The sequence below is a fragment of the Pseudoalteromonas sp. 1181_04 genome, from assembly GCF_052850545.1.
The window spans coordinates 12,107-29,103 of the sequence record NZ_VXCS01000017.1; the positions used below are offsets into that span (position 1 = coordinate 12,107).

The 16,997-nt window shown below is 39.7% G+C and carries 12 protein-coding genes; 2 read left to right on the top strand and 10 right to left on the bottom strand.

Annotated features, from left to right (window positions below; genetic code table 11):
- Positions 1-14: 14 nt before the first annotated feature.
- The 10 genes from FW757_RS14940 to FW757_RS14985 all read right to left on the bottom strand — a co-directional run bounded on the left by FW757_RS14940 (position 15) and on the right by FW757_RS14985 (position 15,093).
- Positions 15-2,585 (bottom strand): DEAD/DEAH box helicase, encoded by a 2,571-nt coding sequence (locus FW757_RS14940; protein WP_182784689.1) that lies wholly within the window; start codon positions 2,583-2,585, stop codon positions 15-17.
- Positions 2,578-4,545 carry a hypothetical protein gene (locus FW757_RS14945; RefSeq protein ID WP_182784687.1) on the bottom strand — a complete coding sequence of 656 codons (1,968 nt, stop codon included), beginning with the start codon at positions 4,543-4,545 and terminating at the stop codon, positions 2,578-2,580. The genes FW757_RS14940 and FW757_RS14945 overlap by 8 nt, the downstream gene beginning before the upstream one ends.
- Complete coding sequence (locus FW757_RS14950; RefSeq protein WP_182784685.1) at positions 4,538-5,797, bottom strand: hypothetical protein; 1,260 nt, start codon at positions 5,795-5,797, stop codon at positions 4,538-4,540. The genes FW757_RS14945 and FW757_RS14950 overlap by 8 nt, the downstream gene beginning before the upstream one ends.
- 99 nt (positions 5,798-5,896) lie before the next feature.
- Entirely contained in the window at positions 5,897-9,229 is a 3,333-nt protein-coding gene (locus FW757_RS14955; RefSeq protein WP_446441379.1) for a type I restriction endonuclease subunit R, read from the bottom strand.
- Between the two features lie 48 nt (positions 9,230-9,277).
- Positions 9,278-10,846, bottom strand: coding sequence for a restriction endonuclease subunit S (locus tag FW757_RS14960; protein ID WP_446441380.1), 1,569 nt, complete (start codon positions 10,844-10,846; stop codon positions 9,278-9,280).
- Entirely contained in the window at positions 10,791-10,913 is a 123-nt protein-coding gene (locus FW757_RS14965; protein ID WP_259398545.1) for a hypothetical protein, read from the bottom strand. Before FW757_RS14965 ends, FW757_RS14960 begins: the two co-directional genes overlap by 56 nt.
- The gene (locus tag FW757_RS14970) at positions 10,903-12,345 is read right to left on the bottom strand and encodes an ATP-binding protein (protein ID WP_446441381.1); all 1,443 of its coding nucleotides are present in this window, start codon (positions 12,343-12,345) and stop codon (positions 10,903-10,905) included. The genes FW757_RS14965 and FW757_RS14970 overlap by 11 nt, the downstream gene beginning before the upstream one ends.
- Positions 12,335-12,928, bottom strand: coding sequence for a DUF1016 N-terminal domain-containing protein (locus FW757_RS14975; RefSeq protein ID WP_446441382.1), 594 nt, complete (start codon positions 12,926-12,928; stop codon positions 12,335-12,337). The genes FW757_RS14970 and FW757_RS14975 overlap by 11 nt, the downstream gene beginning before the upstream one ends.
- A complete protein-coding gene (locus FW757_RS14980) occupies positions 12,921-14,648 on the bottom strand; it encodes an N-6 DNA methylase (RefSeq protein WP_446441383.1) in 1,728 nt (575 codons plus the stop codon). The genes FW757_RS14975 and FW757_RS14980 overlap by 8 nt, the downstream gene beginning before the upstream one ends.
- A 199-nt stretch (positions 14,649-14,847) precedes the next feature.
- Complete coding sequence (locus FW757_RS14985) at positions 14,848-15,093, bottom strand: YfhL family 4Fe-4S dicluster ferredoxin (protein ID WP_446441384.1); 246 nt, start codon at positions 15,091-15,093, stop codon at positions 14,848-14,850.
- 230 nt (positions 15,094-15,323) lie between these two features.
- On the opposite strand from FW757_RS14985, the gene FW757_RS14990 reads away from it, so the two are divergent.
- Positions 15,324-15,614: a helix-turn-helix domain-containing protein gene (locus FW757_RS14990; RefSeq protein WP_149981911.1), complete on the top strand. Its 291-nt coding sequence runs from the start codon at positions 15,324-15,326 to the stop codon at positions 15,612-15,614.
- Positions 15,604-16,896 (top strand): type II toxin-antitoxin system HipA family toxin, encoded by a 1,293-nt coding sequence (locus FW757_RS14995; RefSeq protein ID WP_446441385.1) that lies wholly within the window; start codon positions 15,604-15,606, stop codon positions 16,894-16,896. The genes FW757_RS14990 and FW757_RS14995 overlap by 11 nt, the downstream gene beginning before the upstream one ends.
- Positions 16,897-16,997: the final 101 nt, after the last annotated feature.

Below are 16,997 nucleotides of genomic sequence, written 5' to 3' on the forward strand. Positions count from 1 at the left end.
AATAAACTTTTGTATCAAGGAGTAAAATCCGGTGCAGCTGAGCATAATTCATCATAATAATGTGAAAACGCATCATCTCGTTCACTTATAGGGATGACAACTCCATGTAATTGTGAGCGAAGTTGATCCCAGCGTGCATGCAATACCTGCCAATTATATTCGTCATAAGTTCCCTTAAATATAACCTGCTTAATTTCAATAAATGGAAGCTCTCCCCCTTGGTCTTGTTGCTCATAAAACTCTTTCTCCCAACGAGATCCGAGCCTATCAACACGACCTATTTGTTGCTCAACAACGCCAGGATTCCACTCTGGGTGTAATAAATATACGAACCGACAAGCTTGATGTAAATTTAACCCTTCTCTTCCAACTACTGACTGTGCAACTAACACATTAGGAAAACTGTTCTTACGATTAAAACCCAGCTGTAACATACGACGACTTGCCGCTGACGTATTCCCATACATTAAACGCGCCATGCCACCTCTAACATGTTCATACTCTTCTTTTACCCTTGCTTCTATACAGGGCCAAAGCTTGCTTGCTTCTTTTTCATCTAATTGACCATCACCATCGGCATCACCTTCATTTTCTGCTGTGACTGCCCCCATTAGATCTTTAAAACCCTGAGCAACTTCTTCAGATGTTAAATTAAAATCGCTTGAATCTGATAGCTCATAAATAGCACGAGTCATAAAGGTAAGAACAGAATGTTCCTCTGAGCAGGCTTGTTCAACAGATTTTTTAAATGCTTTGAAGAGCTGTTCACAACGTGTATCCAATAAAGAGATAGAGCGCTCTATATTTTCAATTAGATGCTGTTTAGTTTGGTCGACTTGGTTTGCATGTTTTTCATATTGACGTTTTAAACGCTCATTTATTTCATCAATACCCCAATTTAAACCAAGTTGCTTTGACGCAAATTTGGCCGCATGCACTTCAGAGTCATCATTTTCTTTATCACTGATATGAACTTTAGTTTGAGGCCAAAACTCGTTTTTATCTAGCCTGCGTAGCATTTCTCTTGCATTTAATAAATTAACTAATATCCTCATAGGCTTGGTCAACTTACCAAACACTAATGCTTTTTGACCCAACATTAAATTATTTTCAATTTCTGAAATAACTTTTAATAATGCAGGATGTTGATATAACGATTCATCTCCACTTGCATATACTTCAGTGATCTGTTTTTTCCACCAGTGAGCTCGTTGAAGCTTTTTACTATCATCATTGTTCAAATCATTTTCTAGCTCGTCATCGTCAGGGGATGAATAAGCTGAGTTATCAATAATTCCAGCAATCCCGTGACCATTAGCTAGTGTAAGTCGTGCTCTTTTTGAAGTCGCATCTTGCATAATTGAAGCAGCAGATAGTCCCTCAACAGAGCACACTATTTGCTTCCACTGCCCTGATAGTTCTTCTACTTTGATTTCAACCTGGGTATGCTTCCTATATGCATTAATTGGTAAATTTGAAACAGAGTGAAATTGTTGAATTGTTGGGTCTTGTCGCTTATCTCTTCTTAATAAATAAGGTTTTAACGAATTTTCAAACGCTCTAGCCGCCCGCTGAAAACTCAACCTAGATTGCTCATCAACCTTCCAATATAACTTGAGTTTAGCGACAGCTTTAGCATAGTTATCAACACTCTTTAAAATAGGCTGCTGATCAGATTCGGATAACTCAATTCTATTGAGCATTTGTTGCCATTGCTCAACATTTAACTCAACAGGTGTAGCCGTCATAGCTAACCGGCGACCATTATCATTTTGAATAATAATTTCATTCAAAATTCGGCTTAAGCTGCTGCTTTCACCTCGGCTTTTATGTGCTTCATCTATAACAACTAAGTCAAATGAACCGAGTCCTAAACCTACCGTTTTTTCTAACAAATCTCGATATTCACTTCCAGCAGAAAAATTATCCCCACCAAATGAATTTACACCCCATTCAAAGTTTTCAATGATGCAATTTAAAATTTTCTTTCTAGGATCATTATTCGATAGGTAATATGTTTGTTCAACAATTCTACGTGCGCAATATTCAGCATCCATATATTTTAGGTCTTCATGGCTATTGTAACCATTAGGTAACCTGTTATTTTTAGCTTTTCGCCACTGTGCATACACTTCTGGTAACAGTGCCCAACGACTTGAATGAGAATTACCACCAATGCGCCAATTCGCAAAATTTTGAGATAATAAAATAACCGACTGTTTATCCCAATGCTCTTGCTTATCACCATCAGCCCAAGCAGACATAAAACGCCAGAGACTATTTACTGTGAACTGTGGCGCTAAATCTGCTTCGCGTTCATTAAGCTCTTTTTGCCATTGATATCCTAATGTTGTGGGCACAATAATGGCTGTACGACCACCTGCTTGTTTAACAGCATGGATAAGCTCAACTGCTATTCGTGTTTTACCCATGCCGACTTCATCAGCAATAATTACTCCCGTGTCAGCTATCCTATTTAATATCGCATTTACACTTTCTTTTTGGGTTGAGTTCAAACGCTCATTAAATGCGAGAGTATGTTTTATTATTTCAGCAACCTTTTTCCAACCTAAAAAACTACTCACCTTTGCCTCCAAGCGTTATTAACTGATTCAATTCCAAACTATGTTCAATTTTTCTTAATAATGACTCATATAAACGACCTTGTTCAGTACTTGAATCTTCTGCAAAATGAGGTCTAAAAGGGGCTGCCCATAAAGGGGATAATGGATTAATATTAATTTCTTTAAAGTAAGAAATTGCTGCTGATTTACTCATTTGACAAAATATTTGCTCTAAACGATAACACCACTGTTCCCAGTTGAATGGATCTAGTTCTGTTTGTTTTTGTGCTATATGTTCAATCAATAACATCATTTTATTTATATGATAATTAGAACCTGATGTCTCATGCTGACAATTTAATGCCACTGAATGACTTTCATCTAGCACCTCGCCATCGAAACCGTCCTCTGCGGGCAAAGTAGGGAATGCGCCTAGTAAGTTCCATGCGTCATCTATCTCTAACTCAGGCAAAGCGGTTGCTGCCATTCGTCCAAACTCATCGAATACAGGTATATAAATGCTGTGCGTCTCATCTTTGATATTCCACGTAACTTTCACTTGCCTCGGAGTATTATCGGGCCAAATTATATTTTCACCTTTACACTCACACGCGTAATTTTCAGCGTACCAAACTTGATAGCCTTTTATATCATCAGTATTAGGTCGTAATAAGCAACCTGTCTTAGTTAAGCTACAAATAGTAAAATAACTTATCGGTGCAGCTACAAATTCACCTTCGAGTTCTGGCATCCCTTTCCCTGAGCACAACTGCGTAGCATCTGTAATAATCGTTTCTTCATCCCAATTAATAGGCAATTTATCACTAATGCAATTAGCTGAGTCATCTTCGCCATACCAACTCAATTCTTTTGGAGAAAACACAACTCCCGCTTCTAGGTTACCGCCATGCAAACTTGCTTTACTTAAAAAGCCAGGCGTTGTTAAATTTCCTGACCCTAAATACAACCATGATCTTTTGCAGATATCGTCATTTCCATTTTTGGCTGAAAAAATAAACTTTGCATGCAATGATCTTTGATAATTTTTACTTTGATAAACAGCATCGTAAGCAGGCCTAACTGACCAATCATTTGTATTTAATATATCTAAAGTTTGAGCGACTAGTTGACAATTATCAGGGTTGACATAAACATCTTTTTCAGCTGTTTTAGTTAAGAGACCAGCCTGCTGTAATACTTTTTCAATCTCAGAAATCACTTTTGGCACTTTGCTCTTATTATCTCCACCTTCATAAAAACCAGAACCAAGGGCTAAATAATTGCACTTTGTATTATTACTATGTGTTTTTATTAAATGTGGTAACTGTGTGATGAGTGCTTGCTTTGTATTATCAAAAAAGCGAGGTTGTACATTTTTTACTGGCTTAATTTCATCTAAAACATGTTGATAGTGTTTAAACCTTAACGCTGTTGCTGTTGCTTTATTTTCTATTCTTACGCTATTTAATATATCGATATTAAAAAAAGTTAAAGTGTGATTGATAAAATCATTTACCTTGGCAATATCAGTTTGCACTTGATGATCATCACTATAGGCTACTTCATAATCAATCGACCAAACCATATCTAAACTGTCTTCTATTGTTTGGCGTGTCCAATTCCCCGTAGACACAATAACCCTAATAATTTTTTGCTCTGTTAGCTTATTTTTAAATAGTAATAACGCTACTTTTGCATGTAATAATCTAAACTTTTTTTCTGTATTAGATTTAGCTGCTAAATGAACCAACCCAGGGCAGTCAACCGCAGATATCTGGTGATGGCTTGGGTCTAACATCATGGCTAAATAACCACTTCCTTCATAGGCTCTTTGTGATTTAATTGTTTGCGTAAACTTATCAAGTGCATCATTAAAAAAGTGAGTATCTGCAGAATATCCAGTCAACAAGCCAAACTCACCAATACAATCTGTCGGTGGCACAAAATAAGCCGATAAAGAAAGTGGTAATGGATTACTCATCAGCTTTCTCCTTTTTATTTAGCCACATATTGGGCTGCACATTAAAGTCAATATTCAGTAGATACAAGTTCCTAAAACGAAATGAAACGCCTTTTGGAAATAAGCTTTCTGTTTCGCCAGCGTCGCTGGCATCTTGCTGGACTCCACCAAAAGCAGATCCTTTAATAACAGCTTTATCTCTTACTTTAAGTACTAAATTATCTCTTTCAACAACACTTAAAATAATTAATTCATCCTGACTTTGTAAGCATTCACGTGCAAAACTCAGCGCTAATTTATCAGGTGTAGGATCATGGCTTAAATTAACAAAACTAGTTGCTGCCGACTTCACTCTGGTTAATGCGTTTTGTAAATCTAAAGGAGTGCCTTTACGTAAATCTAAACTCCCCGACTTTTCATTAGCAACTGCGGTTTCAATAGCGTCTAATAACATCATCACACTATCTCTGAGTATGAAAAAGTAAGCTCCGCTTTTTATGTCTTTAAAATGTAAGTCTGTTAATTCTGATGGTTTTCGCCAATTAATACATGGGTTTGTATTTATATTACTAACCCACGTTAATGCATTTCTTCTTCGAAGTGCAGACTCATCATTACCAGAAACCAAACGGTCTTTTAAAATAGCTGTAGCGTCTGCCGCTAAACTATAAATTGGCGCTAGCGCCTGTATTAAACCACTCACTCTAGGATTTCTATGATTGCCTAGCACCCACTTAACTAAAAAATTAACAATACTACTGTTATGGCATTTAAGATTAGCGCAGCCGGCAATAACTAACTTCAATCCGTTGTCGTTCAAACTATAGCTATTAAATCGCTCTCCTTGTGATTCAACTAACCCAAGCCCTGGTAATAATTGCACAGTAGCCATACGCATAGGCTGTGTTACATAATAATTGTTAGCGCCAACTACTTTATATGATAAATCTTTTGCACCTGCTAACTTGGAGTTTCCCCTTAACCTTTCATCAGACTGCCAATTATTTTTTTCAAACGACAAAATACAGCCGAGCGCTTCAATTGCATTTGCAACTTGTATGTTACTTACCTGCTTACCCTCTAATCTTACTTTTTCAGCCACATGAATGCCCAAACAGGCTAAAAAAACATTTTTACTAAATTTTACCCCACCTAAATTAGGTACTGCCAAGTCATTAAATGCACGTACAGCAACTGCAAGACCCAAGGTGCGAGTGCGTCGTTCAGATTCAAGTTTATCAGGGCCAAGTAGACCCCAGTTTATTATTGTCATGTAAACCTTCTTAGGCCGTTATTTTATTAAAGTAAATAAAAAGCACTCAACCGAAATCTTGCAAACTCAGTCAGCAAAATAAACGAGTTATCGGCTGTTTTAAGCCTCTTTCTTTGCTTTCACATTTTGCGCTTGCTCAAATATTTCTTTGTACACTTCATCGCGGCTGATTGGTGGGTATTTAAATTTAGCGAGTATTAAAATTAGCTCTACTTTGAGCGATGATTTAATGTCGTCACGGTTATTCCAATCTACAAATTTTACCTTGTCGTCTACGATAACTTTTACTGCTTGGGCGAGCTCTATTAGTTTATCTTCGGGGTAGTCAAAGTCGTATTTAAACGCTAACATTTTTAATGCGTCGTAAAAGCCTTTTTCTTCAATATCAATGCCTAGCTCGTCGCCGGCGTTCATTTCGTCGCGTACGCTGTAAATCATATCAACCATGCTTTCTGAAAAGTCATCCAGTACGCTACTTACCAGTACGTCATCTTCTTTGCGCTCGTTGTAGCGCTGTACTAGCGATTCAAAGCGTTTAGTAAAATCGATACCTTGAGTTTGGTTTACTTTTTTAAGCTCGCCAATGGCTTTGGCTAGCATTTGTTGCAGTATTTTTATTTTGGTATTGGGGAGTTTTATTTTTTCTATTTTGGCGATGTAGTCGTCATTAAAAATGTCGATTTCGCCGCCTTCTTCATTACCGAGTTTAAATACCTCTTCTACGCCCTCGCTTTGCAGGGCCTCGCTTATCATTTCGCGCACTTTAGCGTTCATTTGCGCGGTGTCGGGCGCTTCGCCTTTGGTGAGCTTGTAAATAATGGCGCGAATGGCGAGGTAAAAATGAATGTGGTTTCGCTCATTTTCGTTAATTTTTTCACTACCACAACATACATCGTAAGCGGCTTTTAACCGCTTAACTAAATCCATAAAACGCTTTTGGCGCTTTTCGGTAATTAGTGCAAACTCGGCGGCGTGGTTTAAACAGTTTAGTTGGGCTACGGCTTCACCGCTAAAGTATGGGCTGCTGTCAAAGTTATGAAATAACTGGGCAAGTAGCGCTAAGTGGTTTTTTACTTCAATAACCGAGGCAGTAATGTCTTCAAAGTTGGTTTCGTCAGTTTTTGAATACTGCGCTAACGCTTTATTCATTTGCGATTTAATACCAATGTAGTCAACCACAAGGCCTTTGTCTTTGCCTTCAAACTGGCGGTTAACCCGCGAAATAGTTTGTATTAAACTGTGCTTTTGCAGTGGCTTATCAATGTACATGGTGTCTAAAAATGGCACGTCAAAACCGGTTAGCCACATGTCTACCACTATGGCTATTTTGAAGTTTGAATTTTTGTTTTTAAATTGCTTATCAAGCTCTTTACGCGCGTCTTTACTGCCCAGTAAATTATATAAGCGATCAACGTCGTCTTTGCCACGCGTCATCACCATTTTTACTTTTTCAGAAGGAGCAGCAATACGGCCTTCGCTAATAGCACGCTTTCGCTCGGTATCTGATAGTGTTTGCGCGTCACCGGTGTCAATTACATCAAACCAATGTGGGCTGAGTGCTTCAAGTTCTTGATACAACTGATAGGCAATCTCGCGCGAGCTGCACACAAACATGGCCTTGCCAGCAATGGTAGCGCCTTCCTCAACGCGTTTTTCATAATGTTCAACAAAGTCCCTTGCTAATACAGCAATGCGATCAGGGTCGCCTAAAATGCTATTCATGTTAGCGGTGGCTTTTTTGCTGTCTTCTATTTGCAGCTCGTTACTGCCTGCTTCGGCGCATTGCTTGTAATAGGCTTCAATTTCGGCCAGCTTGCTGTTGTTTAAACACACTTTGGCAGCGCGGCCTTCGTACACAATGCGTACGGTTATTTCATCTTTCACCGATTCGGTCATGGTGTACGAGTCAACCACTTCACCAAATACATCTAAAGTCGCATCCACTGGCGTGCCGGTAAAACCAACGTAAGTAGCATTGGGCAGTGAGTCGTGCAGGTATTTTGCAAAGCCAAAGGTCTTTCTCACTCCGGCATTAGGGCCCTTTTCAATAATGGTAATTTTTTGGTCAAGATTAACTTGGCTACGATGCGCCTCATCAGAAATACAAATAACGTTAGTGCGGTCAGTTAAAAGCTGGGTGTCTTCGGTAAACTTATGAATAGTCGTTAAAAATACACCGCCACTGTTACGGCCCTCTAATAACTCACGTAAGTGAGTACGGCTGGTAACAGTTTTTACCGTGTCATCGCCAATGTAGGTTTTAGCATTACCAAACTGCTGCGAAAGCTGGTCGTCTAAATCGGTTCGGTCGGTAATTAAAATAATGGTGGGGCTTTTAAGTTCAACGCTTTTCATCAACAAGCGTGTTAAAAATTGCATGGTGTAACTTTTACCGCAACCGGTTGCGCCAAAGTACGTACCGCCTTTACCATCGCCTTGTGGCTTTAAATGCTGTTTTATGTTTTCGAACAGCTTATTAGCCGCATAATATTGCGGGTAACGCGGCACAATTTTTATTTCTTTTTTGCCAGCGCTTTTATTATCAGAATCAGGGAAGAATACAAAATTGCGCATTACATCGCGCAAGCGCGCTTTATCAAATAAGCCCTGCAATAAGGTATGTAACGAGTTAATCCCCTCTTGCGCTGTCAGCTCTTGCCCCGTTACCTTACCCCACGAGTAAAAAAACTGGTACGGCGCAAATAAGTTACCCATTTTGTTGTTTACGCCATCGCTTATAACGCACAAGGTATTAAACACAAATAACTGCGGAATAGCGCGGCGGTAGCGCACCGTTAACTGCTCATACGCTTCAAATATTGGGGCTTGTTCGCGTATTGCGCTTTTAAATTCAAACACCACCAGCGGTAAACCATTTACATATAAAATGCCATCGGGAATACGCAGTTCTATGTTGTCGTACGTTGTGGGGCTTTGTATTTCTAACTGGGTAACAAAGCGGTAAATATTGTCGTCTTGTTGGTAGGTAACGCTTGCCTCACTTACTTTATCTAAAGCCGCCATAGCACTGCCTGCTACTAGGCTACTTTTAATACCTTGCGCAACGTTGTCGTAATCAAGCAGCTGAATATACAAATCTTTTTGCGCTGCACTGCCTGCTACCCTGCCACGCTCACGTGTCAATACTTCCCGTTTAAGTAAGAATCCATCACTGAGCCACTTACAAAAGGTTTTATTGCTCTCGTATAAATCACTGGCAGGCAGCTTTTCAAGCTGTGCAATAATTGAGTCTACTTCGCCCGTGGTAATATTATTGTTAGCATAACGTTTGGTTAAAAAAGCCCGTAAGTCGTCTTTAATTAATACCTCACTATTATTACGGCTCAGCTCACCACCTAGTAAATGCGGGTAGCCTTGCTCGCCCAATAGCTCAACCACCGCGTGTTCTAATTTGGCTTCAGTAAATTTCATCAAACATCCTTATTGTTGTTATTTTGGCCTTTAAACGCTCAGCTAAGGTTAATCGACTATTTCTTCAACAGTGGCTGCATCAGGTATTTGTAGTTCACCAGAGATGAGTTTGGGTAACAGAGTATCTCTTATTTTTGTAAGAACGATTGTCTGATGGCTAATCTGTTCAATTTTGTTATCCCAATTTGAGCAAATAGAACTAAAACATGAGATTAACTCAAGCGGATAAGATAACTGGGTTATTGCATTAAAGTCTTTTTGATTAATGCTTCCAAAAACAGTCCCCTCTCCCTCAAACACTGCAAAATGATTTGCTAAGTCATTCATTGCATAATATGTGAAAGAAACACTTCCAGACTTATGCTTTACGGCTGCTAAGCCTCGACCAATAGTACAATCCTCGCCGGCTAAATTTATTGTTCCAACAGGAGCTCTGACACTGACTAATGTGTCATTTTTTTTTGCTAATCGCTTTGGTAAAGTACAATAAATCCTATTCGTAGGAAACCTAAAACCATAGTCAGTTTTCCCTTGGAAAAAAGGTATGCCGTTTTCTTCTTCGTTATACGATGAACCAGGAGGAGACTGCCCCATAATAACATCAAACTCAGCCCCTACATTAGAGACTGTCCAACCCTTTGGTATCCAGCCTAGTTGTTCGTTGTGCTCGAACTCACTTGGGAAGTGGGCGTGGGTGTTGGCGTGTTGCGCTAATATGTGAGGGTTCGCGCTAACGTTTGCTTTAACGGGTGTTTCAGCGGTTTTACCTAATATTTGCACTGCTGCGTGTGTTGCTTCTTTTGTTGGTAGCTGTGCTTGTAACTCGTGAGCAAGCGCAATGAGTGAGGCTTTGCATTCGGCCGCATTTTTTAAACTGTTCAGTGCCGCTAAGCGGCGCTGTGCTTTTTGTATTAACTCGTCAGGCAAGCGGTTTTCAAGGTTGTCCAAGTTAAAATCAACGCTGGCAAGGAGATTGTCGAACACCGGATCAAAATCAACAAACCAACTTTTAAATAGCGCCTGCGCCATTTGTTCAAGGGTTTGGTTAGCTGTTTTGTTTAGGCTTATCTTGTTATTAATAGCATTTAAAGTATTAATAACTTTTCGTTGCGTTTTTATTTCAGGAATGTGGATATCGAAGTCTGGTAACTCTCTTAATGAAATTCGTTCAACTGTTGCCCCATGAATTGTACGTTTTTTTATTTCTTGTTGGAAAACAGGTGACAGGTAAGCATATAGTAAATACTCTGGGAGAACTTTAGATTGATCCGGCCTTAGCAACCCCATTCGCCTTCCTAAACAAGCAGTTACACCAGCAGGCATTAATGCGGCTTCACCAAGCCTAGTTTCGTATGAAAAGAGTACATCTCCTACTTGGGGCGTTACCCTTTTAGTCCACTTTTTGAATTGCTCCTCGCTAAGATGGGCAGATTTAGAAAGATCTAATTGACCATTTACGAGGCTTGATATACTTAAAAAATAAGGACCTACATCAATTTTCTTTGGCGTAGCATGTGGGCCATCAAAAACTTCAGCTATATCTCTTATCTTCATCAGATATTTACTCCCCATAACCCAGCGCCTCCAAATTTTTACGAATGGCTTTATCAAGCTCATCGCTGTGCTTCATTTGGCTATAAAGCGTTTGGCTAAATGCGAGTTGTTTATATTTATTATTTTTCATTGTTTAACACCTGCCAATATCCGTCTTTTTTTGATCCGATCCGCTTTATTACTTTATGATCTTTTAACCATTTAATATGACGTTCAACCGTTGCCGTACCTAAATCAAGCTTTTTAGCGAATACCTTTGTAGACAATGAAGGCGCTTGCTTAATACACGTTAACAATGGTTGAATATTTTTTGGAATAGCAGTTTGATGATTTATTCCATCATTTATTCCATCACTTATTCCATCATTTATTCCATCATTTATTCCATCATTTATTGCTAATACTTCATTACTCTGGTGTGTTTTTCTTGGGAATTCCCAATCGATAAAATCGCCTGACTCAGAGAACACAGGTAAACCGGTGTTCGCCTTGGTGCAATACTCTTTTATTCTTTGTATACCGCTGCCCCATTGCTCAACTAAGTCCAGCTCCTTAAACACTCTTGCAATCACCGTATTGCGGATTTCAGAGCGCCCTTTTAGCGCATCATGCATAGTTAATCCATGTGGTAAACCGCCCGGAGAAACAATATTTACAATATCATCGTAGATACCTATTTTTATATCTCGTCCAAAATTGCTGTAATCTCGATGCATCACTGCATTGAGTAATGCTTCTCGAATTGCAGGAAATGGGATCTCAAAGGTATCAGTACGTTGCAACCCCAGTACCTCTGCGCGTAAATGAAGATGGTTTTTTATAAATAGCTCTGCGTTTTCTATTTGCTGAAAAAGATCACCCGTGTACTCTTTTTTATCTAAAAAGATAGACATTGTGTTGCCTTTAAATCGGCTACATTTTATTTCTACATGCTCATAAAAGCCTAATAAGATCAGCAAGCCATGTGTGGGGTAAAGCGTATTATTATCGTTTTTGACTAGTTTTAAACTTAATAACTTTTCTGGCGTTAATTGTTTACCATGCGCTGCAAAACGTTGTTGAAGTGGCGTTAAATCAAGGGTTGATAAATCCACTTCATAATTAATAAGTGAGTCAAAGCTAATATGGTTACGCTGACGTTCAAGCTCTATCACTTGCGCCTGACTGACTACGCGATTAGTCGCACCAATACGTTGATAACAACCCAACTCTTTGCCCTTACTCTTTAAATAATAAGGGAGTAATGCTCCGCGCTGCACTTCTATCACTAATAACTCAATCCCGTTAATATTCTCTATATAAATATTAGGTAATAGCGTAGGTGCAACCAGTTCATGCATTGTTGAGCTAATTTTATCCATTAATTCAAATAGGTCAAAATGTTGCAAACCAATCAGAGTTCTATTATCAGAAACGCCTATAACCAGCTTTCCACCCGCAGAGTTGGCAAACGAGATAATGCTTTTAACCCACTCTTTACTGGTTGGCAATTGCACTTTAAATTCTAAATTTTTGCTTTCACCTTTTTCTATTTCAAGCAATAAAGGGTGTTTATTTTCCATTGCATCGCTCTCCATGATTCTGCGTTTCCACGATTTTGGGGATCACTTTACAAAGCTCTAATAAAAACTGTTGTAGGGTATTTATAATACTTTGCTCTACGGGTTGTTTGTTTTTACTTGAGAGTAAACGTTCGTAGTAAAGTGTACCAATTTGGCGTTCTAACGCGCGTGCCGACCACTTTTGTAAAATGGCTTCATCGCGATACCAACTGCGTGCAGTTGAATTATCAATCCGTAATAGGGTGCGATAATGCGTCCAGCTTAATTCGAGACGCACTGCGTCTCGTTTTTCAAAGGCGAGATAAAAGCGGCGCATATTACGCAGGTTGGTTATGTCAAACTCCTTACCGTAGTCAGTGGTGAGTTGCTGCGATAACCGTTTTAATGTTGCTTTACCATAAGCTGCGCGTGTTTCACCGCCTTGTTCATCTTCTACAATTAAGCGTCCTATTTGCCAATACGCTTGTAGCATGGCGGTATTTACGGTTTGTTTAACTTGCCCACGGGCTTGCTCAACAATGCGGCGAATATCAACTAATAAGTGCTCGTTTTGAGTCGATGGGTGTTCTTCACTGTTAGTCATTACGTTCTTCACTATCGCGCTTTTCAGCAAAACGTTCTTCGCCATAGCCTAAGGCCTGTAAATTTTTACGAATAGCGTTATCAAGTTCATCGGCTTGATTCATTTGGCTATAAAGGGTTTGGCTAAGTTCGCTCATTTTAGTTTCGAACGGGATGCCGTCGTCTGCAATATCAGCAGCGCCGACATAGCGCCCTGGAGTCAGTACGTAGTCGTTCGCTTTTATATCGGCAAGAGAGGCTGATTTACAGTAACCGGCGATATCTTGGTACTTTTGCTCTTTATTTGTGCTTTGCTCTTTATCTGCGCTTTGCTCTTTACTTGCGCTTTCTCGCTCCGCGTTTTGTGTGGCAAGCTCTTCGCCGCGCCAAAGGTGGTAGGTTTGGGTAATTTTAGCTATGTCGTCGTTGGTTAGCTCTTTTAAAGTACGGTTAACCATAGCGCCCATTTCGCGAGCGTCTATAAATAGCGTTTCGCCTTGGCGGTCGCGGCGTTTTAGTAGCCCTTTTTCGTTATTACCGCGTTTATCTTTACTTATAAACCACAAACACACTGGAATTTGCGTGGTGTAAAATAGCTGCCCTGGTAGGGCTATCATACAATCGACTAAATCATTTTCGATTATTTTTTGGCGAATATCGCCCTCGCCACTGGTGTTTGAACTCATTGAACCATTAGCCAATACAAAGCCTGCGGTGCCATGCTCGCTGAGTTTTGAGATCATATGCATGATCCACGCATAGTTGGCATTACCGGTAGGCGGTGTTGGATAACCTGCCCAACGGGCATCGTCGACTAGCTCGTTATCGGCGCGCCACTGTTTTTGGTTAAACGGTGGGTTTGCCATAATGTAATCGGCTTTTAGGTCGGGGTGTTGGTCTTTAAAAAAGGTGTCGCCTGCTACATCACCTAAGTTGCCCGAAATACCGCGCACGGCTAGGTTCATTTTTGCCAATTTATAGGTGGTGTTAGTGTACTCTTGCCCATAAATAGACACATTTTTTTGATTACCGTTGTGGCTATTAATAAACTTAAGCGATTGCACAAACATACCGCCCGAGCCACAACAGGGGTCGTAAATTTTGCCTTCGAATGGTTCAATCATATCGGCAATTAGGGTAACAATTGATTTTGGCGTATAGAACTCGCCCCCGCCTTTGCCTTCAGATGCGGCAAATTTACCTAAAAAGTATTCGTAAACACGGCCAACGAGGTCTTCTTCTGTTTTTTCGTTTTGGTTGGCAATGGTGTCGATATTATTAATGGTATCGATAAGCGCTGAGAGCTTACTGGCATCAAGCCCTAAACGTGAAAAGTAGTTGTCGGGCAATGCGCCCGCGAGTGATTTATTGTTTTTTTCAACCGCGTGCAGGGCGGTATCTATTTTAACGGCTATATCGCCTTGCTTGGCGTTGATTTGAATATGCGACCAGCGTGCGTCTTCTGGTAGGTAAAATACGTTATCCATCGCGTAAAAGTCGACCATGTCGATGTATTCGTCACCGTATTCGCTGGCAATGGCTTTTTTACGCCCTTCAAACTTGTCACTAATAAATTTAAGAAAGATTAAGCTTAAAACAATGTGCTTATATTCGGCTGATTCAACACTTCCGCGCAGTTTATTGGCGGCATCCCAAAGGGACTCTTCAAACCCGACTTGTGTTTTTTTTGCGGCTTTTTTAGGTGCGGGCTTTGTAGCTGTTTTTTTAGGTGCGGCTTCCATAAGTCTCTCAGACAGAATATCAATATAAATTATTGGCTTATCATACCGCAAAGGTCGTGGTTTTTTGAGTGTTAATTATAAAATATATGAGGAGGTTTTTATCGATAACAATACGTAATATATGAGCAGTTTAATTGTTGCGACAGTGTCGCAACTTTAGCTTCGTAACCCGATGAAACATAAAAAACCAATCAACAAACTAACCCGTCAATCTCACATACTTTTCGGCCAGTTCATCTAAGCTTTCACGATGAGCGGGATCGGGCTTTATGCAATCAATGGGGCATACGGTTACGCAAGTTGGTTTGTCATAATGGCCTACACATTCGGTGCATTTTGCAGGATCTATTTGATAGATTTTAGCGCCCATATAAATGGCTTCATTTGGGCACTCTGGATCGCACATGTCACAGTTAATGCATTTGCTGTTAATTAGTAAAGCCACTCTCTAACCTCATTTATTAGAGCTAGTACTTCTAGCATAAATTTGCAGCCGTAAATTATGCATTTTATTCCGCGTTTTCTTGTTGATCTCAATCAATAAAAATCATATTAGGTAATCCGCATTCAACCATTCACTTTACAACTAAAAAATGGATACTATAATATCCATTAAGATCATAAAAAAGCAGTTTTGGCTATAGTAATGTCCAATCAAGTTCGTGAGGTGCTATTATTAATTATCTATTATTAAGCGAAGGTGATGTGCAGCAAGCCTTTGCTGAGCATCTAAAAGAATGTCGCAAAAAAGCAAAAATGTCACGCGAGGCGTTAGCTAAAAAAAGCACAGTACCTGCTTCTACAATAAAAAAGTTTGAGGTTACAGGGCTTATTTCATTCAGACAGCTATTGCTTTTGTGGCAAACACTCGACGACTTAACTCGTTTATATGACTTAACAAAAGTGCCAGCTCAAAATAAAAATGCGCCAACGTCTATTGATCAGGTGTTAAACAATGGCCTTTAAACCCATAGATAAGCTAGAAGTAAAACGTACGCTGTCAGACTCAACAGAGTTAATGGTGGGTGTACTTGCTCAAAATAGGCAAGGTGTTTACTTTCAATACGATCAGGGCTATTTAGAGACATACGGTAACCTTTCGCCATTCTCACTCGCCTTTAATAGAGAGGTTCAGTTAGCACCTAAAAACCCACACAACGGGTTGCATGGGGTCTTTTCTGATTGTTTACCTGATGGGTGGGGGTTACTTCTACAGGACCACGTATTCAGACAAAATAATATAATGCCTAACTTTGTTACCGCTATGGACCGCTTATCTTTTGTTGGCCATTCGGCTATGGGCGCATTATCGTTTACACCTGAAACTCATTATGATGGCACAAATGACAATGAGGCTGGCCTTGCTACATTAGGTCAACAAGCTCAAGCAATATTTGACGGGCAAACAGAAGAAGTACTTTCTGCGTTAGTAGCTGCTGGCAGTTCCGGCGGTGCACGACCTAAGGCTCAAATTTATTTTCCTGACAATAATATACAAGAATGTAGAACAAAGCCTAAAACGGGCGATGATGCTTGGTTAATAAAGTTCACATCCAAAAACCTCGCTTTAGGACATGAGGAAGGGTTATGTGAAGCTGTGTATTTGGATTTGGCTGAACAAACGGGATTAAACCCACCTCAGAGATTACTGGTACCCGCCCCAGAAGGAACCGGTGCAAAGCAATGGCTCGCCTTAAAGCGATTCGATAGGTTTAAATTAATGGGTGATAAAATGGGCTGCAAACATATGCATAGTGCATGTGGCTTACTGGATGCTGATTTTCGCACACCTTCATTAGATTATGAGGATTTAATTAAAGCGAGCCGTGTTTTATGCAAATCACCTGCTGCAGGGCAATTGCAATTTCGTCGAGCTATGTTTAATTTATTTAGCTGTAATCAAGATGACCACAGTAAAAACTGGGCTTTTTTACAAGAAGATTCAGGTGAGTGGGATTTAGCGCCTTTTTATGATGTAACTTTTAGTCCTCATCCTTTTAACGAGCATGCGACTTCATTTGCCGGATTTGGAAAAAACCCACCACTAAAAGCGATTCAAAAGCTGGCCTCTGCAGCTGGTTATGCAAATTGGAAGCAGGTACAAGTGATCATATCTGAAATAGCAGAGATTATTTTCAACTTTAAAGACACAGCTAAAGCACTCGACGTAAATAAGCAAACGATTAACTTAATAGAGCAACAGCTTGATAATACGTACGCCATGAATAAGCATTTAACTGGTCGCTAATTGTATTCAACTAATAGCACTTACAAATCAATTAGATTTTCTCTACAAATTTGGGGTTGCAATTTTTACTCTAATTGTTCAAAAACCATATAATTTAGTCG